General features: G+C 65.5%; 21 protein-coding genes. 9 read left to right on the top strand and 12 right to left on the bottom strand.

The window, feature by feature from the left end:
- Positions 1-204 precede the first annotated feature (204 nt).
- Complete coding sequence (locus G6N36_RS25675) at positions 205-648, top strand: STAS domain-containing protein (RefSeq protein ID WP_163689545.1); 444 nt, start codon at positions 205-207, stop codon at positions 646-648.
- Between the two features lie 103 nt (positions 649-751).
- Positions 752-1171, top strand: coding sequence for a hypothetical protein (locus tag G6N36_RS25670; protein ID WP_235690172.1), 420 nt, complete (start codon positions 752-754; stop codon positions 1169-1171).
- 14 nt (positions 1172-1185) lie between these two features.
- Here the strand turns inward: G6N36_RS25670 and G6N36_RS25665 are convergent, their stop codons facing one another.
- Together G6N36_RS25665 and G6N36_RS25660 are read right to left on the bottom strand one after the other, a co-directional pair.
- Positions 1186-2427 carry a serine hydrolase domain-containing protein gene (locus G6N36_RS25665; RefSeq protein ID WP_163689544.1) on the bottom strand — a complete coding sequence of 414 codons (1242 nt, stop codon included), beginning with the start codon at positions 2425-2427 and terminating at the stop codon, positions 1186-1188.
- A gap of 9 nt (positions 2428-2436) precedes the next feature.
- Positions 2437-3402 (bottom strand): hypothetical protein, encoded by a 966-nt coding sequence (locus tag G6N36_RS25660; RefSeq protein WP_235690171.1) that lies wholly within the window; start codon positions 3400-3402, stop codon positions 2437-2439.
- A gap of 61 nt (positions 3403-3463) precedes the next feature.
- Between G6N36_RS25660 and G6N36_RS25655 the strand changes: the two genes are divergently transcribed.
- Positions 3464-4099 (top strand): TetR/AcrR family transcriptional regulator, encoded by a 636-nt coding sequence (locus G6N36_RS25655; RefSeq protein ID WP_163689543.1) that lies wholly within the window; start codon positions 3464-3466, stop codon positions 4097-4099.
- A 116-nt stretch (positions 4100-4215) separates the two neighbouring features.
- A complete protein-coding gene (locus G6N36_RS25650) occupies positions 4216-4545 on the top strand; it encodes a hemophore-related protein (protein ID WP_163689542.1) in 330 nt (109 codons plus the stop codon).
- 15 nt (positions 4546-4560) lie between these two features.
- Here G6N36_RS25650 and G6N36_RS25645 read toward each other — a convergent pair whose 3' ends face one another.
- The 5 genes from G6N36_RS25645 to G6N36_RS25625 form a co-directional block, all read right to left on the bottom strand.
- A complete protein-coding gene (locus tag G6N36_RS25645) occupies positions 4561-5928 on the bottom strand; it encodes a serine/threonine-protein kinase (RefSeq protein WP_163689541.1) in 1368 nt (455 codons plus the stop codon).
- Between the two features lie 152 nt (positions 5929-6080).
- Positions 6081-6746 carry an IF2 family translation initiation factor gene (locus G6N36_RS25640; protein ID WP_163689540.1) on the bottom strand — a complete coding sequence of 222 codons (666 nt, stop codon included), beginning with the start codon at positions 6744-6746 and terminating at the stop codon, positions 6081-6083.
- Positions 6747-6771: 25 nt separating this feature from the next.
- A complete protein-coding gene (locus G6N36_RS25635) occupies positions 6772-7326 on the bottom strand; it encodes a CsbD family protein (protein WP_163689539.1) in 555 nt (184 codons plus the stop codon).
- A 173-nt stretch (positions 7327-7499) separates the two neighbouring features.
- Positions 7500-7967 carry a cyclic nucleotide-binding domain-containing protein gene (locus tag G6N36_RS25630; RefSeq protein ID WP_163689538.1) on the bottom strand — a complete coding sequence of 156 codons (468 nt, stop codon included), beginning with the start codon at positions 7965-7967 and terminating at the stop codon, positions 7500-7502.
- A gap of 129 nt (positions 7968-8096) precedes the next feature.
- Positions 8097-9644 carry a serine/threonine-protein kinase gene (locus G6N36_RS25625; RefSeq protein ID WP_163689537.1) on the bottom strand — a complete coding sequence of 516 codons (1548 nt, stop codon included), beginning with the start codon at positions 9642-9644 and terminating at the stop codon, positions 8097-8099.
- A gap of 379 nt (positions 9645-10023) precedes the next feature.
- On the opposite strand from G6N36_RS25625, the gene G6N36_RS25620 reads away from it, so the two are divergent.
- On the top strand, positions 10024-10935 hold the full coding sequence (locus G6N36_RS25620) for a cyclopropane mycolic acid synthase family methyltransferase (RefSeq protein WP_372512264.1): 912 nt from the start codon (positions 10024-10026) through the stop codon (positions 10933-10935).
- A 44-nt stretch (positions 10936-10979) separates the two neighbouring features.
- Entirely contained in the window at positions 10980-11864 is an 885-nt protein-coding gene (locus tag G6N36_RS25615; protein WP_163689535.1) for a cyclopropane mycolic acid synthase family methyltransferase, read from the top strand.
- Here the strand turns inward: G6N36_RS25615 and G6N36_RS25610 are convergent, their stop codons facing one another.
- Positions 11865-13115 (bottom strand): KasA/KasB family beta-ketoacyl-ACP synthase, encoded by a 1251-nt coding sequence (locus tag G6N36_RS25610; protein WP_163689534.1) that lies wholly within the window; start codon positions 13113-13115, stop codon positions 11865-11867.
- A gap of 138 nt (positions 13116-13253) precedes the next feature.
- Here G6N36_RS25610 and ppk2 point away from each other — a divergent pair, with 138 nt between their 5' ends.
- Entirely contained in the window at positions 13254-14132 is an 879-nt protein-coding gene (gene ppk2, locus G6N36_RS25605) for a polyphosphate kinase 2 (RefSeq protein WP_163689533.1), read from the top strand.
- Here the strand turns inward: ppk2 and G6N36_RS25600 are convergent.
- Entirely contained in the window at positions 14060-14614 is a 555-nt protein-coding gene (locus tag G6N36_RS25600) for a DUF5994 family protein (protein ID WP_163689532.1), read from the bottom strand. The two genes, ppk2 and G6N36_RS25600, sit on opposite strands and share 73 nt — an antisense overlap.
- Before the next feature lie 378 nt (positions 14615-14992).
- Complete coding sequence (locus tag G6N36_RS25595; protein WP_083128005.1) at positions 14993-15196, bottom strand: cold-shock protein; 204 nt, start codon at positions 15194-15196, stop codon at positions 14993-14995.
- A 329-nt stretch (positions 15197-15525) separates the two neighbouring features.
- On the opposite strand from G6N36_RS25595, the gene G6N36_RS25590 reads away from it, so the two are divergent.
- Positions 15526-16878 (top strand): glycoside hydrolase family 183 protein, encoded by a 1353-nt coding sequence (locus tag G6N36_RS25590; protein ID WP_163689531.1) that lies wholly within the window; start codon positions 15526-15528, stop codon positions 16876-16878.
- A gap of 39 nt (positions 16879-16917) precedes the next feature.
- Positions 16918-17649 (top strand): peptidoglycan recognition protein family protein, encoded by a 732-nt coding sequence (locus G6N36_RS25585; RefSeq protein WP_163689530.1) that lies wholly within the window; start codon positions 16918-16920, stop codon positions 17647-17649.
- A 4-nt stretch (positions 17650-17653) separates the two neighbouring features.
- Here G6N36_RS25585 and G6N36_RS29980 read toward each other — a convergent pair whose 3' ends face one another.
- Together G6N36_RS29980 and G6N36_RS25575 are read right to left on the bottom strand one after the other, a co-directional pair.
- Positions 17654-18298, bottom strand: coding sequence for a DUF4333 domain-containing protein (locus G6N36_RS29980; protein WP_235690170.1), 645 nt, complete (start codon positions 18296-18298; stop codon positions 17654-17656).
- Entirely contained in the window at positions 18295-19713 is a 1419-nt protein-coding gene (locus G6N36_RS25575) for a neutral zinc metallopeptidase (protein ID WP_179964967.1), read from the bottom strand. The genes G6N36_RS29980 and G6N36_RS25575 overlap by 4 nt, the downstream gene beginning before the upstream one ends.
- Positions 19714-19751: the final 38 nt, after the last annotated feature.

Here is a 19751-nt window from a genome sequence, read left to right as displayed (position 1 = left end):
CACTTAGTCAAGCTGACCAAAAGTATTGCAGCCAAGCCAAACTGGAAGTTTTCTCAAGCTGCAGACGGGCGACGAAATCCGTACTATCCTCAACTTTGGTTGAGTTCCCAGCCCGCCGGCAGCGCCGTTCTGGCGCCGCGTACTGGACTCACTCCGGGACGCTCTCCGGCGACACCTCTACAAAAACGATTTCGGGGTTGTGCAATGAGGAATGGGACCGTTCGTATCGGTCGGCCGGATCCTGCTTTGGTAGATGAGCACCGGCAATGCGGCAGAGCGACCTTTGCGGTGCGGCGGCTCGCCGCGTCACGCCTGGCCATCGCGGTGATCGGCGACATCGACGCCGGTAACGGACGCGAACTCGGCCGCTTCGTCGAACAGCACACCGGGATTTCGCGCCAGCTGGTGCTCGACCTTCGGGCCGTCGACTTCGCGGGCACCCAGGCTTTCACGGCGATCTACTACATCAGCGTCCACTGCGCCCGCAACGACGTCGACTGGATCCTCGTCGGCAGCCACCCCGTGCGACGCCTGCTCTCGATCTGTGACCCCAACGGTGAACTGCCGCTCGTCGACGACCTCCCGTCGGCGCTGGAGCGCCTGACCCGCACGGCTCGGTGCCACCAGCACGTTCGATCCGCGGTATAGCTCCCCGGTCCGCATCCCGCAGTGCTGCTGGCGCAGCGAGACGCTTTTCTCATTCTGTATGACAACGATGCAGTGATCCCGCCTCTTCGAACACACCAGGGGATTGACCGAGCCCGCTGCCGCGATGGTCGAAGGCATCGCCTTCGCCGTCGAGAGACTCGCCGAAGATGCCCACTTCGCGAATCTGCTCAGGAACGGCAACAAGAGCGGCTCGGCCGTCTCGCTCACGTCCGACACCTCCAAGGCGTTCAGCCGCTCGATGCTGCACCGGTGCGACGTCGACTGGGAGAAGCACGGCTACGACGAGGCGGCGCTCGACGAGCTCGCCGAGTTGGGGCTGCGCACGTTCCACTCGATACTCGTCGACCCCGGCGAGCCCGCGCGTGACGGTTATGCCTTGCGCCGCTTCATCTCTCGATGGCTGGGCCCTGCCATCGTCTACCCGCGGCTGACCCAGGTCATGGAGGCGCTGCAGCCGGTCGGCACACGGGCGAAACGGAGCCGACCTACCGCTGCCTCGTGACCTGCCCGCATCGTCTAGAAGTTCATCCCGGTATAGACCTCGTTGAGGACCTTCGGCAGCAACGCGTTCGCAGTCGTGGCGCCATCGGGTGACAACGTGAGGTTCGTCCAAATGACCAGTGTCACATCGTTGTCCGGGTCATGGCCCATGAACGAGTTGAAGCCCGGCAGCTCGCCGCCGTGGTAATACATCTGCGCGGTCGGGCTGTACCGCTGATACGAGATTCCGTATCCGTACATCTGCCCGCCGGGTGAGCCCGGATCCTCGATTTGCAGGCTGTCCAACCACTGCTGCTGATAGTCGGCGTTGAACACCTCGCCCGATACCAGCGCCTTGATCCACGTCGCCAGGTCGTCGGCCGTGGAGATGGCTCCGCCCGCGGCGGTGGCGTACGACGGATTCTGATACGTGTAGTCGATCGGTTTGAGTGCACCGGAACGCATTTCGGCTTGCATCTCTGCCGGGTACGGGATGTCGGCCAACGCGTACTTGCTCTCGCCGTACATGTAGCCGTGTGAGTAGGGTGCCGGGATCGACGTGTCGTCGATCGCCGGAAGCGACGTCTGACCGATGCCGACCGGGCCGAGCAGCCGTTTCTTGAACTGTTCGGCCAGCGGACGCCCACCGACCTGCTCGGCGATGACACCCAGCAACACGTAGTTGGTGTTGTCGTACATGTACTCCGCGCCCGGAGCGAACTCCCGGGGATGGGCGAACGCGATCGCCAACGCCTCTCGCGGCGTCCAGGCTTTCACCGGATCGGACTCGAGGGATTCGGCGAGTTCGGGTGCTTCGGTGTAGTTGTAGAGGCCGCTGCGCATCTTCAGCAGATCGGCGATCGTGATCTTGTCACCGTCGGGCACGTCCGGAACGTATTTCGACACGGGATCGGTGAATTTCAGCTTGCCGTCCTGGGCGAGCAGCACGATGAGCGCCGCGGTCAGCGTCTTGGTGTTCGACGCGATCCGGAAATGCGTACCACCGGCGGGCGGCCGCTGCGCGCCGAGCTCGGTCGTGCCGACCGCCGCTCGATATTCACCCTGCGGGGTCCGCAGAACCACCATCGCACCCGGCACGTAGAGGTCCTTGGCCGCCTTCTCGACCGCCGCTTGGAACGCCCCGGGATCGATGGGCTTGAGCGCCGGGTTCTCTGGCGTGGCAGTCTCGGATGCCGTCGTCGACTCCGGCGATGAGCACGCGCCGATGACGAGGCCCAGGCACATCGCCAGTGACGCGACGCGAACCGTTGCCTTCATTGCCGCACCCTATGCGACTGGAGGGGACTCAGCGCACGGGACTCGAGGGTAAGTGGGGTGCTGGCGACTGTGTCGCTCCGAGGTTGGCATGAGGGCACCTTGACCCCGGAGGGAGGCTCGACGCGGACGGGTCACAACGTCCACCACGCGGTGCAGCCACGGTGTCCGGACGGGCCGCCACACATGCCGGTGCTCGGCCGGCCACGCGTAGGCGGGTCCCCCGTCGTCGACCAGCGATAGCAGACGTGGCTCACCCAGCACGCGCGCCGAGGCCGCATACAGCGCCTCGGCCCGCGGCGCGATCACCCCGACATCGACCATCCGAAATACGCTGTTCTCGCTGTCGATGATCTGCTCGATCGTCACGTTCTCGATCGGGTAGCTCACGGGCAATACATCTTTCAACGACAGCAGCGCCTGCGGTCCGCGCGCCCGCGGATGGCCGACGAGCGCCGCCACGGGCGCGAACCGACCCAGCGCGAGGTTCGCGTCGAACACCAAAGCATGGGCATACAGCACCCGCACCAAAACCACATTCATGAAGAACCGCTCGGCCAGGCCTTCCCGCTCGGCGAGCTCCGCGTGCGCGAGGTAACCGGCCACGACGCTCGCGTTGTGGGCCAGATACCAGGACCGCGCCGACGGCGCCCGGAAGAAGTCCGCCCAGCGCTCAACCGTCGGTCGCGACGCCACGACATCCTCACGCTCGACCAGAAGCTTCGCCTCGAGGGCGTCGCGCAGCAGATCCTCGTTGACCGCGCGCCACCACGGGCTGCCCGGCACCCCGGCGTCCAACGCATTGAGGACACCCCGCGACTGCTGCCACCGCATGAACGCCACCACCGCGCGCCGGTACGCGCGGAAGGGCCGCCGCGCACCGCGAAGCGCATACGTATCGCGAGCCAACCGAATGCGCGCCGCGGGATCGTCGCGCACCTCGGCGACCATCCGCGAGGCTTCCTGGGCGGCGGTCACATTCTGCCCCTCTCGTCAAATGTGAACAGTATTCACATCGGTTGATGTTAGCGTTGTAAACATGCCACGTCCAGTGGAAATTCCTCATCCGGAAAATTCAGGCCCGCGCGCCAGGCGGGGCGCCTACCACCACGGAGATCTCAAGCGCGCACTGACCGATGCGGCATTGGCGTTGGTTCAGGAGAAGGGCCCGAAGGGTTTCACGCTGCGCGAGGTCGCCCGGCGCGCGGGCGTCAGCGCTGCCGCGCCGTATCGGCACTTCGCCGACAAGGCACAGCTGCTGGCGGCCGTGGCCACGCAAGGGTTCGTACAACTGCACGAGGCGTTGGACGCGGTAGTCGCGGTCAACGACGACCTCGCCGAGCAAGCACTCGCGACGGGGAGGGAGTACGTGCGGTGGGCCGTCACCCATCCCGACTACTACCAGGTGATGTTCGGTGCCGAACTCGACAAGACCGGCAGCCCCGAGGTGATCACCGCCGGGATACGCGCCTTCGACGATCTACTCGACACCATCAGGCGGTGTCAGCAGGCCGGACTGCTGCCCGCCGGCGATCCGCGCGCGACCGCAGGCCCCATTTGGTCGCTGCTGCACGGCATTTCGATGCTCACGATCGGCAGCGAACTCACCCACGTCGGCATCGACGAGGAAACCGAGGCGCTGACGGATCGTGCGCTGCGCCAGATGATGTTCTGACCGCCCGATTCCGCTCTCTTAATGTTTACTCAGAGATGTTCTGCCACAAGGGGAATAGCCGTCCTCGATCGGAAAGAGACGTGGTGAGCTGGGGTGATGCGTGCTAGCGTCAACTCATGCGCTTGAAAGCAACAACTCTCGTCGCCTCGGGCGGTTTGCTGCTGTCGATGGCCGCAGGCGCCGGAACGGCGTCGGCACAGGATCTCGCCCCGCTCCTCAACACCACCTGCACGTATCCGCAGGTGATCGGGGCGCTCACGGCTCAGAACCCAGCCGCTGCGGGCCAGTTGACCGCCTCGCCCTCGACCGTCGCCATTGTCCAGCAGTACCTCGTCTCGCCCCCCACCGAGCGCCAGAAAATGCTCTCGCGGCTGCAAACCCTTCCGGCAGCCGCACAGTACGTCGGCCTCCTGTTGGGCGTCGCGGCCACCTGCAACAGCTTCTGACGCGCGAGCAGCCGGCTACGCCGGCCCGGTGAGGTTGCCCTCGCGGATGTCTCTGCGGCACTCGATCCGGGTCTTGCCCGTTTCGCCCACGCACACCCGCACCTGTTCCTCGATCCCCGGCGGGTACACCTCGTCGGTCGGACCGGGAGTGGCGGTCGGACTCGGTACGGGGCCTTGGTAAATCGACCATAGATGGTCGCCGGTCGACGGCAGCCGCGAGCAGTACGCCTGCTGGCCGGTCGTAGCGACACCCGCCGAGCCCAGCGGATCGCAGTCCGCACCGATGAGCACCACCGGCACGACCGGGGCGCTCGTCGGAGCCGACGCTTCAGGGCTGACCGCGGGACCTTGGGGCGCCGGCTCGTCCCGATTCGCGATGGTCACCCCAGCCGCGATCGCCGCGCCGCCGAGCACCGCGGCGACGCCCGCCGCCAGCAGTCCGAGCCGCCAGCGGCTCGATCCGCCGTTCTTCATGTGCTTGTTCCGGCGCCCCGACGCGGGCGCCGACATCGTCGCGTCGGTGGCTCCGATCTGCTGTGCCACCTCGGACAGACCGTGAGCCATCGCCTCGGCGAAGTCGCCGCACGAGTCGAAGCGGTCGCCGGGCGCCTTGGCCAGCGCGCGCTGGAACGCGGGGCCCAATCCGGACAGTTCGGGGATGCGGTCGCCGATCGACGGCGGGCTGGCCGTGAGGTGATTGCTGATGACCACGGCCGGGTTGTCGTGCTGGAACAACTGCTGGCCGGTGAGAAGGTGGAAGGCGGTCGCGGCGAGCGCGTACTGGTCGGCCCGACCGTCGAGCGGCTCGCCCATGAGCTGCTCGGGCGCCGCGTAGGCCACCGTGCCGACGGTCATGTTGGTGGCCGTCAGATCCGAGGTGTCCGCGTTCGAGCGTGCGATGCCGAAGTCGGCGAGCAGCGCGCGGCTGAAGGTGGAATTCGACTGGGCCAGAAGGATGTTCGACGGCTTGACGTCGCGATGGAGCAAGTGCTGCTGGTGCGCGTAGTCCAGCGCGTCGGCGACGCCCGACACGATCCGCACGACGTCCGCAGGCGGCAGCCCGCCGCCCTGATGGTCGGCGAGAAGCCGCGCGGCGTCGGTGCCCTCGACGAAGTCCATCGTGATCCAGAACTGACCGTTGTACTCGCCGCGGTCGTGCACTCCGACGATGTTCGGGTGCCACAGTCGCGCAACCAGGTCGGCCTCGCGGTTGAAGCGCTCGAGGTATTCGCGGTCGGTGGTCAGCTCGACCGGCAAGATCTTCAGAGCGTCGCACCGGGGCAGCCGCGGGTGCTGGACCAGATAAACCTCGCCCATGCCGCCCGCGCCCAGTTGGCGCACGACGGTGTACCCGGCGAAGACGTCGCCTTCGGCTAGGGGCATGGCGCCACGCCCCACATGGTGCCGCTATCGCCGTTTCGCGCCATCCGCAAACCTTCGCACGAAGACGTGCTGCGGTTGCTGTGGGGGCTGCCCTCAGCTGCCCACATCGAACGGCTGGACCGGGGCGAGCCCCTGAAGAACGTGATCGCTCACTAGTCCTCGTCGGCCCGACGCTGCGCCACTTCGTCGGCCAGATCGTCGACGCGGTCGGCGTGGGCACGCTTGTCGACGGCGTCGCTGCGCTTCTCGGCAGCATCGTCCAGCTCCGACTTGGCGACGGCGGTCACCGATTTCTCGGTGGCCGTGACGGTCTGCTGCTTGGCGCGTTTCGCATCTTCGACACCCGTCACCTTGCGGGCGGCCTCCTCGTCGATGCGTCGCTTCGTATCGTCCGACCGCTTCGCTGCGGAATCTGCGGCCTCGCGCTTGCGCTCTTCGGCAGCCGATCGCGCCTTGTCGACCTTGCGCTGCGCAGCCTTTCGGGCCTTGCCAGGCGCGGCGATGACGCCTTCTTGCTTTTGGCGCAGTTTCTCGTCGGCCTGCTTCTTCGTTCGCGCGGCTTCCTGGTCGAGCCGAGTGGCTTCTCCGAGTGCCTCGCTGCGCTCCACCAGGGCAACCCCACGCTTTCCGACTTCTGGATCGCCCAGTGCATTGCCGACCGCGGCGTCGACGACACCGACCGACCGCTCGTAGAGGAGCCGCCCGGGTGCCTCCGAGTCGACGCGAGTGAGCACGCGCTGTTCGAAGAGGCGCAACGGCGCGCGGGCGATCCGGTACTGCAGCCGTAAGGCCGCGAGCGGAATCTCGGTGATCTTCATCTGTCGCTCCTATCGGTAACCGTGGTCACGCCTGATCCGAATGGTCGATGACCTCCGCACGGCGTCTCAGCTGATTCGCCTCGGCCTGCGTGGAAACGGCGTCGCTCACGGCATGTCGATGCTCATCGACTGCATCGCCGTACTCGTCGGCCGCAGCCCGGATGCCGGCGCGCTCGTCTGCTTTCGCGCTCACCGCCTGTCGTTGCGCGTCCGCCTCGGCCTTCGTCTGCTCACGAACCGCTTCCTGCCTCGCGGCATCATCGGCCGCGGCCTTGGCTGCGGCTTGGTCGCCACGCACTTGCGCGGTGGCCACCGCCGCCTCCGCCCCCGCCTGCAGTCGTTCCTCGGAGGCTTCGCGCTTGGCGTCGTCCGCGACGGATTGTGCATGCGCGGCTTGGGCATCCGCTTCGGCTTCGGCCTTGGCGGCGTCTCGACGATCCTTGGCATCAACCTGGTCGAGTTGTCCCTCGGTGGTCAACGAGTCGTTCCCCGTGATGGCTCCGGCGACCTCTTTCGCCTTCCCCTTGACCGAATCGAACAGGGCCCTGCGGGCTTCGCCCGACTTCTCGCCTTTGGTCATCGCAACTCCTCACATCGTGTTCGCGATACTCATTCCACATCCGGGTCGGTTGAAACCCCGGCGCATGCGAGATCACTGACGAAACACGGGTTGAGCTGCACATTTCATCCGAAGATCGAATTGACGCTCTACGCAAATTAGTCGGCAAAGAAGCAAAACAGGCCGACCGCAGGTCAACTCGGTTCTGCGGTGGCCGATGCAGGTACGTGGCGCGCGACCGTCTCGTCCAACGTTTCACGCAGGGGGCGGACCTCGGTGAGCAGTCGTTCGAGGTCGTCACGCTCGATGTGCAACACCTCGGCCCTACCGGTCGTCGTCACCGTCGCATTGCGCAGTTTGCCGCGGCGCAGCGCGGATTCGCCGATGATCTCGCCCGGCCCGACGAGGGCGATGCGCTCGTGGCCGACATAGACACCCGCTTCGCCGCTGAGCAGGATGTAGCAGGCGTCCGACGGGGTGTGCTGGCGAATCAGCGGCCAGGGGCCAGATGTCGAGGTGCGGTGGGCGGCCTCGACGAGTTTCTTCAGGTCGGCGTCGGAGAACTTCTCGAACGTCGGGAACTCGCGCAGCCGGCGGGCACTCTCCTCCTGCTCCTGCCTGCGGGCCTCAGCACTGGCGCGTTCGTACGAGCGATTGTCCATGGTCGAGTCCCCGATCCGCGATGTGACCCCTGACGCCGTGAGCCTATCCATCAAACGACGCGGATGCGGCCGTAATCCGTGCGATTTGGGTGCGCTGACGATCGCTGAGCGAGTGTTGGCGCACCCAAATCACCGCTGATCGGAGCCGTACTCCAGCGCGGGCTCCGCCGAATCCACGCCGCTTCTGCTGAGAATGGTCAGCATGTCGGGCTGCACCTCGTAGCGGGCGCCGTCGGCGGGGTTGACCGCAGTGAACCCACCGCCCGACGGAACCGCGTTCGACAGTTGCAGATTGGCTCCGTCGCGCAGCCGCTCACCCCGGTAGTAGTACGTACCCGGCGCCGACTCACACACGACCGCAATGGAATTCGCCGTTCTGATCGCCGCAGCAGGCGTGCTGCCCGCGTCGCAGCGCGCGGTATGGCCGACGAACCCCTGCGCGTCCGTTCCAGACACCCCCGAAATCGGTTCAGATCTGGCCGACGTCGTGGTGGGAGTGGTGCTCGTGGTCGACGGCGACTCCTCGTCCGTCGGCGTGGTCGTGACCGTCGTCGTCGAGGGCGTCGGCAGTGCGAGCTTGGTCTGCGGTGCCGACTCGCCGCCGCGATCGCTGAAAACCAGCACCGCCGCGAGCACCACGGCCACGGTGAACATCGCTATCGTCGCTGCCACCAGCGCCACCTGCGCCGGGCTGAACCGCGACTTCTTGACCGGTGGGACCGCTGGCGGGACCGGGCCGTGCGGCTGCTGGTAGCCCGTCCGTGCCGGGTTCGGGTCGAGGGCCGAGAACTGCCTGGTATTGCTCGGCGGAGGTGGCACAGGTACTGGCGCCGCCGTCGAATCCGTCATCGCCGCTGCAGCCGCTTTGGCCAGCTCACCAGCCGTCGTGTACCGGTCGTTCGGCTGCTTCGCCATGCCCTTCGCGACGACGTCGTCGAACGCGCGGTTGATGCCCCTGCGCATGATGCTGGGCCGCGGCGGCGGCGAGAACATGTGCGCACCCATCATCTGCCGCACATCGCCCGCCTCGAACGGAGCGCGGCCGGTCAGGCACTCGTAGAGCAGGCAGGTCAACGAGTACACGTCCGCGGCGGGCCCACCGCGGCCGCCGCTGAACCGCTCCGCCGCCATGTAGGCGCACGACCCGATGACCAGCCCGGTGCTCGTCACGTTCGCCTCGCCGCCACCGTGCGCGATGCCGAAGTCGACCAGATAGGCGAAGTCGTCGGGCGTCAGCAACACGTTCTCCGGCTTGATGTCGCGGTGCACCAGCCCGCTGCCGTGCGCCGCGTCCAGGGCCGCCGCCACCTGGCTGATGATCGACACCGCGCGAGTCGGCGGAAGCGCGCCCTTGACCCGTAACTCGTCCTTCAGGCTGGCGCCCTCGACGAGGCGCATGTCGATGTAGAGGACGCCGTCGATATCGCCGAAGTCGTGCACCGGGATGACGTGCGGTTCCTGCAGCCGCGCGGCGACGCGGGACTCGCGGCGAAACCGCTGCTGGAAGCCCTGGTCTGCCGCTACCTCCGTGCGCAGCACCTTGATGGCCACCAGGCGTTCCCTGACGGTGTCGTAGGCGCGGTACACCTCGCCCATGCCGCCTTCGCCGATCAGCGCTTGAAGCTCATACGGTCCGAATTGCGTACCCACGCGAGTGCCGCCGTTCGGGGAACCCATATGAATCCTTCCGTCCTTTCGGTACGCAAATTTGCAGGTCGATCCGCTGCGCTCAAACGAGTTCCCGCGCCGCGCTCTTCCTTAACCCGCTCCCCACAGCGGGCAGATTGTGGCACCATCATTGCGGCCACTGAAAACAAAGCAGCACAAGCGATTTGCTTCAGTGGCCGAGTCTACAAAGGGTCGAGGTGCATTGCGAATTGATAGCCGCCCACCTGCAATGACACCAGCCGGGTGGTGCACCCCCGCGTGGTACTCCACAAATTCAGAGGCATAACGTCGGCCCTGTTGGGGAACACCTCCATGTCGACGTTCGAGTCGGAAACCGTACAAGAGTGTGACAGGAGTCGCGGTGGCTAGTTCAACGGAAAAATCCCAGGTGAGTACGCCCGACCCGAAGTCCAAGTGGCTTTCCGAGTCGGCGGGCCAGACCCGTGGTTCGGACAAGAAGGAAGTCCAGTTCCACTACGACATCTCCAACGACTTCTTCAAGCTGTGGCAGGACCCCACCCAGACCTATAGCTGCGCGTACTTCGAGCGCGAAGACATGTCCCTCGAAGAGGCGCAGATGGCCAAGGTCGATCTTTCCTTGGGCAAGTTGGGCCTACAGCCAGGCATGACGCTGCTCGACATCGGCTGCGGCTGGGGCTCGACGATCATGCGGGCCGTCGACAAATACGACGTCAACGTCATCGGTCTGACGCTGTCGGAGAACCAGAAACAGCACATCGAGGACCACTGGTTCGCCAACTCCAAGAGCAAGCGCAACATGGAGGTCCGTCTGCAGCCGTGGGAGGACTTCGACGAGCCCGTCGACCGAATCGTGTCCATCGGCGCGTTCGAGCACTTCGGCTTCAACAAGTACGACGACTACTTCAAGAAGACCTTCAACTGCCTACCCGAAGACGGCGTCATGCTGCTGCACACGATCATCATCCCCGAGGACGAGGAGATCAAAGCCAAGGGACTGCCGCTGACCATGTCGAACGTCCGCTTCATCAAGTTCATCATGGACGAGATCTACCCCGGCGGTCGTCTGCCCCTGGCGTCGATGGTCAAGAAGCACGCAGTCGGCGCCGGCTTCAACGTGACACGCGAGCAACACCTGCAACCGCATTACGTCCGAACACTGGACACGTGGGCGGCAAATCTCGAGGCCAAGAAAGACGAGGCCATCGCGGTCACGTCCGACGAGGTCTACGAGCGGTTCTTGAAGTACCTGACCGGCTGCGCCGACCTTTTCCGCAACGGCTACACCGATGTGTGTCAGTTCACCTGCGAGAAGGCGTGATTCGTCTCGTAATCATTTGAGTCTATTTAGTAGGGTCATCGACAATGACTGACATCGAGTCCGGACCAACCGATATGCGGCCTCACTTCGAAGAGATCCAGGCCCATTACGATCTCTCGGACGAGTTCTTCGGTCTCTTCCAGGATTCCTCGCGAACGTACAGTTGCGCGTTCTTCGAGCGTGATGACATGACGCTCGGGGAAGCGCAGTTAGCCAAAATCGATCTGGCACTCGGCAAGCTGGATCTACAGCCGGGCATGACGTTGCTCGATGTCGGCTGCGGCTGGGGCTCGGTAATGCAGCGCGCCGTCGAGCGCTACGACGTCAACGTCGTCGGCCTGACCCTGAGCAAGAACCAGCACCGCTACTGCCGGCAGCTCTTCAAGTCGCTCGACACCGACCGCAGCACCCGCGTCGAGCTACACGGCTGGGAGGAGTTCGACGAACCCGTCGACCGCATCGTCAGCATCGAGGCGTTCGAGGCATTCCCCAAGGAGCGGTACTTCCCCTTCTTCGAAACGTGCAACCGCATCCTTCCCGAAGGTGGCCGCCTGGTCCTGCAGACGATCATGGGGCATCCGCTCAAGCGCTGGCCCGACCTGGGCATTCCCATCGTCATGTCGGACCTGAAGTTCATGCGGTTCATCGCCAAGGAGATCTTCCCCGGCGGTTCCATCCCATGCGACGAGGACATCATCGGGCTTTCCGACAAGGCCGGCTTCTCGATGCACCACTTCGAGACCCTGAATCCGCACTACGTCCGCACCCTGCGAACGTGGGCCGACAATCTCGAAGCCGCACACGACGAGGCTGTCGCCGCCACCTCCGAAGAGGTCTACGAGCGCTACATGAAGTACCTGACCGGGTGCGCGGACTTCTTCGAGCGCGGCATCAGCGAACTCGGCCAGTTCACCCTGGTCAAGGGCTGATCAGGGCGCGCCGAAGGCCAGCACGACGTTGTTGCCGCCCAGCCCGAAGGAATTCGACACCGCGTACCGATAGTCGCCGGGCCGAGGCCGGTCCACCACCACATCGAGGTCGATCTCGGGATCGAGGGACTTCAGGTTGCGCGTCGCCGGAATGACGCCGTCGCGCAGCGCCTGCACCGTCAGCACCGCCTCCACGGCTCCTGCGGCGCCCAACGAATGACCCAGCGCCGCCTTGGGCGCATATACCGCCGCCGAATGGTCGCCCAGTGCGCGCCGGATCGCGTGGGCTTCGGCAAGATCCCCGAGTTTGGTGCCGGTGGCGTGGGCGTTGACGTGGTCGATGTCGGTCGCCGTGAGGCCCGCCAGGTGAATCGCCCGGCTGATCGCGTCGCCGGCCCGCTCACCGGTCGGGTCGGGGTCCACGACGTCGTAGCCGTCCGACGTGATGGCCGCGCCCATCAGTCGAGCGAGGATCGGAGCCCCTCGCGCCTTGGCGTGTTCCTCGGTTTCGATGAGCATCAGCGCAGCGCCCTCGCCGAGCACCATGCCATCGCGGTCGGTGTCGAACGGACGGCACGCACCCGCCGGGTCGTCGTCATTGGTCGACAACCACCCGAGGTTGTTGAATGCCGCGACGGGCACGGCTTCGATGCAGTTCTCGACGCCGCCGCAGATCGCGATATCGGCCTCGCCCAGGATGATGCCCTGCCAGGCTTCGGCGATGGCGGCCGCGCCCGAGGCGTCTGCCAACACCGGGGACGTGATGCCCCCTCTGGCCTTCAAGTCCAAGCCGACCGAGGCGGCCGGCGCGTTCGGCATGTGCATCTGCACAGCCAACGGGTTGGCCGCGCGCATGCCACGTTCCTGGAAGTCGTCGTAGAGCCGGATCATCGCCTCGGTGCTGGCGAGCGCGAGGCCGATCGACACGAGGAGGCGACGGGTGTCGACTTCGGGCGATCCGGCTGTCTCCCACAGGCGTCGGCCGAGCACCCGCGACATCTTCTGCATGTAGGACAGCCGACGGAGCTCGACCCGGTCGAGGTACTGGTCGAATTCCTCTCGGAGTTCACCTCCGATGCGGACGGGGAAGTTGTATTCATCGACGAACGGCTTCTCGAGGCGGCGAATTCCGCTCTGCCCCTCCAGCAACTGCTGCCAGGTTTCTTCGGCGTTGGTCGCCAAGGCATTGCTCGACGCCACCGCTGTGACGACGACATCGGGCAGACCGTCGCCGGTGGTCTTACTCGCCATGGGTCACCAAAGTTCCTTCACTGCGCTAGCTGACCTGGTCGAGATTTCCCCAATTTACGACCGAATATGCGTCGGCGCAGCGACTTTTTGCATGCGCTCGAATCCAACATTAGCGGCAACTGCCCTAGCGTTGAAACCATGACCGAGATCGATCTCGAGGCACTCTCGACAAGCACACACGGCTATACGGTCAACGACGAGGACGACGACGACCCCGTCCTGCTCGACGAAGATGGCAACTACATCGACACGTGGCGCGAGCGATATCCCTACGACTCCCGGCTGCCCCGCGCTGAGTACGAACGCGTGAAGCGGCGGCTACAGATCGAGCTGCTCAAGCTGCAGAACTGGAGCAAACGCACCGGGGCTCGGCACGTCATCGTCTTCGAAGGCCGCGATGCCGCCGGCAAAGGCGGCACCATCAAGCGGTTCATGGAGCATCTCAACCCTCGCGGCGCGCGGGTGGTGGCGCTGGAGAAACCCACCGACCTCGAGAAGGCGCAATGGTATTTCCAGCGCTACGTGAGGCATCTGCCGACGGCCGGGGAGATGGTCCTGTTCGACCGGTCGTGGTACAACCGCGCCGGCGTCGAAAAGGTGATGGGGTTCTGCACCCCGGAGGAGCACGCCGAATTCTTAAGGCAGGCACCGATGTTCGAAGACATGCTCGTCAGCCAGGGCCTGGACCTCACCAAGTTCTGGTTCTCGGTGTCACCTGCCGAGCAGCGCACCCGGTTCGCGATCCGTCTGGTCGATCCCGTACGCAACTGGAAGTTCTCGCCGATGGACATGGAGTCGATCGACAAGTGGGAGCAGTACACGCAGGCCAAGCAGGAGATGTTCGCCGCAACCGACACCGACTACGCGCCATGGATCGTCGTGAAGAGCAACGACAAGAAGCGCGCCCGCATCAACGCAATGCGCCATCTCCTCGCGAAGTTCGACTACGACGACAAAGACGACGAAGTCGTCGGCGAACCGGACTCGTTGATCGTGGGGCGGGCCTTGGAGGACTGAGGGTTGCGCAGCCGGCCGGCCCAGATCGCACTCTCGCCTCGCGCGACGCTCATCACGGTGCGCGCGGTCTCCCACAGCTGACTGCCGCGATCCGCGTGCACGGCGGGTAGACCCGCCGCACAGCGCATGACCATCGTGCCGAGATTCGCCGACGTCATGTAGGGCACCACAAGTAGATTCGCGCAGGTACCGCGCCCCTCGACCTTCATCAGGCGAGGGCGCCGGGGGCCTGGGCTGTCAACCGTTCTGGCGCCGCTGATGATCGAGTCGAAATCGACCGGGCCCTCGGTGGGCGACCAGTTGATGGCGATGTCGACGATTTCCCCCAGTGGCGCATGCAAACGTTCGATGAGTTCAGGAAGCTCCGCGCCCACCGAGGCGGTATGCGGCCACCACGCCCCGTCGATGTCGGAGCCCAGTTGGGGTGCGAGCAGAAGGCGAACGGGGCGGGCCAACCGGCGCGTCCCCGACAGGCCGTTCACGACAAGGGCTTAGCGGAAGATGACTTCTTTTGGTCGCTGTCCGAGAAGGTGGGATTCTGTGTGGGCTCCGTGGAGCTCGTGCGCTTGTCGGCGACGTGCGGCTGATGGGGGTGTGAAAACAGATCTGACGATTCCATAGAACACGTCCTTAAAACATACGGGTGCGAGCCCATACATACGAAGTGGGCGAACGGAGATCCGTCCGCAGGCTGATCGCGAGAGCGACATCAGAAGAATGCTGAGGCGAAAGGCCTGACACCCAATTTACCCGATCATCGATAAAACCGGTGATCCGCCTTCGCCGACGACCGCAAAGTCCGTAGATAGCGGTGTGGGCTGGCGGGTACGTCCCCACCAGCCCACACGACCAAGATCAGGTTAAACGGCGGACACACCGACTGCCTGGGGACCCTTGGTCCCCTGCTCGACGGTGAACTCAACACGCTGGTTCTCCTCGAGCGACTTGTATCCATTTCCCTGGATTTCGCTGAAGTGAACGAAAACGTCGTCCGCTCCGCCATCCGGAGCAATAAAGCCGAAGCCCTTATCGCTGTTGAACCACTTCACAGTTCCCTGCGTCATACTTTTCTACTTCTCTCATTGTGTACGGATGTCGACAGACACCCGTGTAGAGCCTAGCACGCCCGGGGGCGAAGACGTATTCGCCTGTGCGGTAATCCTTTTGGTGTTCGGCGCAATTGCGGGTGCTGGTGAGCGAAGCAGTCTCGATGACATGTCCTGAGCGGCAACGGTTCTGAACGACGACCCGGCTTGCGCGGGCCATCGGTTGCGACACGGTCACGGAAGGGTATCCATCCGGGTAGCACTAGTCACAAAAATCCCACTGGTCACTATCGTCACAGGAAGCCGATTATGACGTCACCGCGACGTCGTGCCACGAAAGGTGTGACATGTCGCCGCGTCATCTCATCGCATCGATATCCGCGGTTTCGGCGACCGTACTCACCGTGGCCATCGGCGTGGCACCGACCGCATTAGCCCAGCCCTGCAGCGGTGCCGCCGCGGCTATCCAGCCTCCCGCCTCATCCAACTCCGGCGAGACTCCGGACCTGCCGGGCGACGGTCGACCTCGGGGCCAGCGGCCCACCGGGGCCAATGAGGGCGCCGCACTGCCGAGTCTGGGGCAGGTCCAAGGGGCCTCCCGGTATGACCAGCAAGCCGCGGTGGTGCCCGATGCCGCCCAGCCTGTTCCCGATGCCAACCCGGTGGCGCCGCCGGCGCCTCCTCCGCCGCCGGCGCCACCGGGTACGTCGCTCGTGGGCTGGGTGACCGGACCGGAAAGCCCGAACGACACCGTCAACCGCTTCGCCATCACCGGCACCGACCTCGGCATCATGTGGGACAACGGTGGCGGTGAGGTGCTGATGGCCTTCGGCGACACCTATGGGTACTGCGGTGTGCGCGGCCAGCAGTGGCGGTACAACGCCCTGTTCCGAAGCCGGGACGGCGTGCTGTCCAAGACGGTGTCGGCCTCGAGTTCTCCCCTGTGGTCCCAAGGACTTTCGAAGCAGATCATCAACAGCATCAAGTTCTCGCCGACCGAGAAGGGCATCATCCCGACCGCAGGTATCGCAGTCGGCGGCAAGCAGTACCTGAACTTCATGTCGATCAAGAATTGGGACAGCGACGGTCGCTGGACGACGAACTTCTCGGCCATCGCGGTGTCGCCGGACAACGGCGAGCACTGGGGCGTCTATCCGGACTCCGTGCGCCCGGCATCGCCGAACAGCACCGACCGGGTCCGGTACGTCGCGGGCAATGAGAACTTCCAGCAGGGCGCGTTCCTGACGCCGGGCCCCGGCGATCCCTACCTCTACTCGTTCGGCACCCCGGCGGGGCGCGGTGGTGCGGCGTACATGTCGCGGGTGCTGCCCCAGAGCGTGCCCGACCTTCGCAGGTACGAGTACTGGAGTTCGGCCTCCAACTCGTGGGTGCCGGGCGATCCCGCGGCGGCGACGCCGGTGATCCCCGGACCCGTCAGCGAGATGTCCGCGCAGTTCAACAAGCATCTCGGGCAATACCTGGTGCTGTACGGCAACGGCGCCAACGACATGGTGATGAGGACGGCGCCCGCACCGCAGGGGCCGTGGAGCCCGGAGCGCGTGCTGGTTCCGTCGATGCAGTTCCCCGGCGGCATCTACGCGCCTTTCCTGCATCCGTGGTCGACGGGCCGAGAGCTGTACTACAACGTGTCCCTGTGGTCGGCATACAACGTCATGCTGATGAGAACCGTTCTGCCGTAAGGGTCTGGGTCGGGCCGGCATCTGCTTATCCTGGGCGCCATGGACATTCGTCCGCCCGACGAACACGAAGGCCGTCCCGACCTCATCAGCCGGCGTCGGCTGCTCTGGCTGAGCGGCGCCGGACTGGCGGCCGCCGTCGCGCCGATTGCCGTCCCTGTCGTGACGTCCGCTGCACCGGTGGCACATCAGATCTTGTGCCGGGACGCGTGGGGCGCCGCTCCAGCTCGCCCCGGCGGCAGGACTCACACGCTCGGTCGCATGACGATCCATCACACCGAAGTGACTCTCGGTGACAACGCCGACGCTCCAGCCCGGCTCCGTCAGCACCAGCGCTACCACCAGGACACGCATGGATGGATCGACATCGCCTACCACTTCAGCGTCGACCGCAACGGGAACATCTACCAGCTTCGAAGGCCAGACCTGGTGGGCGACACCGCCACGAGTTACGACCCGACCGGCCACTTCCTCGTCGTGTGCGAGGGCGACTTCGACAAGGAGCAGGTCAGCGAGGATCAGCTCAACGGGACGGCGCTCGTATTAGCCTCAGCCGCCCAGCAATTCGGCATCTCGCCTGACACGCTGGCGGGACACCGTGACTTCAGCTCAACGACGACCTGTCCCGGCGAGAGCCTCTACGAACACGTGACCTCAGGTGATCTCCGGAACCGGGTGGACGGGCTCCTCGCCGCAGGCCCGGTCGGCCTGCCGTTGCTCTGCGGGCCCGAAGCGACCGATACCGTCGCGGCCATCGAATCGGGCCTGCGCTGACTCCCTAGCGCGGTCCGTCGACCTCGTAGGTGCCGAGGTCGTCCTGGAAGACCACCTGCACCGTGCGTTTCGCGCCGTTGATGGTCACGTCACAGGAGAAGCCCGCGCCCACTTCGACTTTCGGGTTCTTGCCGCCGTTGCACTGCACAGCCGACACGTCGTTGGCGCCGTAGCCGTTGATCGGATTGCTGAGAATCTCCGTCACACCGGCTTCGGCCGCGCCGACGTCGAGAACCGTTCCGCCGCCGAGGAATCCGGAGATCCAGAGTCCCCCGATCAACGCCGCGCCGCCGATGATGACGACCGCGGCGACCGCGCCGGCGATCATCGGCAGTCGCGACTGTTGAGGGTTCACGGGCGGCGGCTGTTGTGGCGCAGCGGGCTGCTGGCCGTACTGCGGTGTCTCCGCGGGTGTCCATTGTGGGGTCGGCCGGGCCGCGGGCGGCCAACCGGGTTGCTGCTGCGGCGGGTACTGCGAAGGCGGGTACTGGGGCCGCTGCGGCGGCGGGTATTGGGGCCGCTGCGGCGGGTACTGCGGGCGCTGCGGCGGCGGGGCCGCCGGCCTGCCGGGCTGAGGCGCACCGCCAGGGCGCTGCCACCACGGTTGTCCGGATGGCTCTCCGGAGCCTCCTTCGGGTGGGCGCGTCATGTGAACCGCTCGAAACACTCGTCGATGCGGCTGGAAAGCCCCAACCGATAGGCGAGGATCCGGGAGAAGCCCGCCGGTGCCGGAACCCCGTTCACATCGCTGGCGGCCAGTCCGTTGGCCAGTAGACCCGCCACCGCCTCGTCGGTGTCTCCCGGCGACAGGATGAAATCGGCGCCGTCCTCTTCGGTCATCTGTCCCTGCGCCACGCCGGTCAGACAGGCAGTGCGCAGCGCCGCGACAGGCGTATCGATTTTCGCGCCACGCTCCTTCTGTACCGCGAGCGCATAGCGCGACGTCACGATCGACAACGCGGAGTTGTCGCCTTGCACCAACACCTCGTCGCTCTCCTCGTTCTTGGTCGCTCCCGCCGCCTGCAGCGCGGGCATGTCCACGAAGATCTTGTTGGAATCCGGGCAGTACGAGGTCGGTTCGGTGATCGTGGCACCCGTGCATTCGGACCGGTCGGTGGTCAGTGTCGGAGCCTCGGCCGGCTGAAAAGTCGTGTCCAGCACGGCCATCAGCTTCGCAAGGGTGTCGTCGTTGATCGGGCTGTCCAGCGACGTGCCGGAGTCGAACGTCACGTGTTCGGGCAGATCACCCTGGCGTTTGGTGATCTCGTCCATGTCGATCGCCGCGCATTGGTCCGCACCACCGGTGAACCCCAACTGAAAGGCACTGACGCGGTCGAGCGCCGAGCCGTGCGGGTCGTCGGACGGTCCGCCTTCCAAGCGGTCGCGGATGTAGATCACCCCGGCGAGCACGTGGTTGAGACCGTCGCCGGTGCTCAACGTGAACCGCGGCGAATCTCCGGCAGCCACCCAGTGCAGGTATACCCCCGCGAAGCAGTCGGCTTGCTGCTCTCTGACCAGGCCGGGGGTGTCCATGTCGGCGATCCCGGCCATCCATTGCAGCGCGTGCCCGTATTCGTGGGCGATCACGCCGACGACACCCATGTCACCGAAGTACTCCTGCGCGACCGGCAGGAACACCCCGCGGTCCCAGATCATCGTGTTGAGCCGGAAGCAGAACGCCGCGTTGGGGCTGTCATACAACGACGCGCCGCACAGCTCCGGGCTGTTCGGATCCGTCGAGTCGTAGGACGCCAGGGTGTCCACCGGTTCGAACTGGCCCGCCAGATACTTGTCGTAGTTCTTGGCCCAGAACTCCTGAATATCGTTGACCGCCAACAGCGCGAGGCGATCCATCGGGCCGTCGTCGCTGTACTCGACGGTGCCCTCGGGTTCGGGCGCATTCGGCCGGGGACCGCTGGGCCCTTCGCTGACCGGCAGGCCGCCGACGCGCTCGGGGTTGAACAGCATCGACGTCGCCCGGCCGTCGATCACCGAAGGCGTGCACGCCGTCAACAGCGCCGCGCATACGACGACCGGCACCACGCGAGCGAAGCCCCTGCGCACCGTCTCGCCCGCGCCGTGCCGCACCACCCGCACCACGT

The sequence above is a fragment of the Mycolicibacterium gadium genome, assembly GCF_010728925.1.
Lineage (GTDB): Bacteria > Actinomycetota > Actinomycetes > Mycobacteriales > Mycobacteriaceae > Mycobacterium > Mycobacterium gadium.
This window is presented reverse-complemented; position numbering and strand designations above follow the sequence as displayed.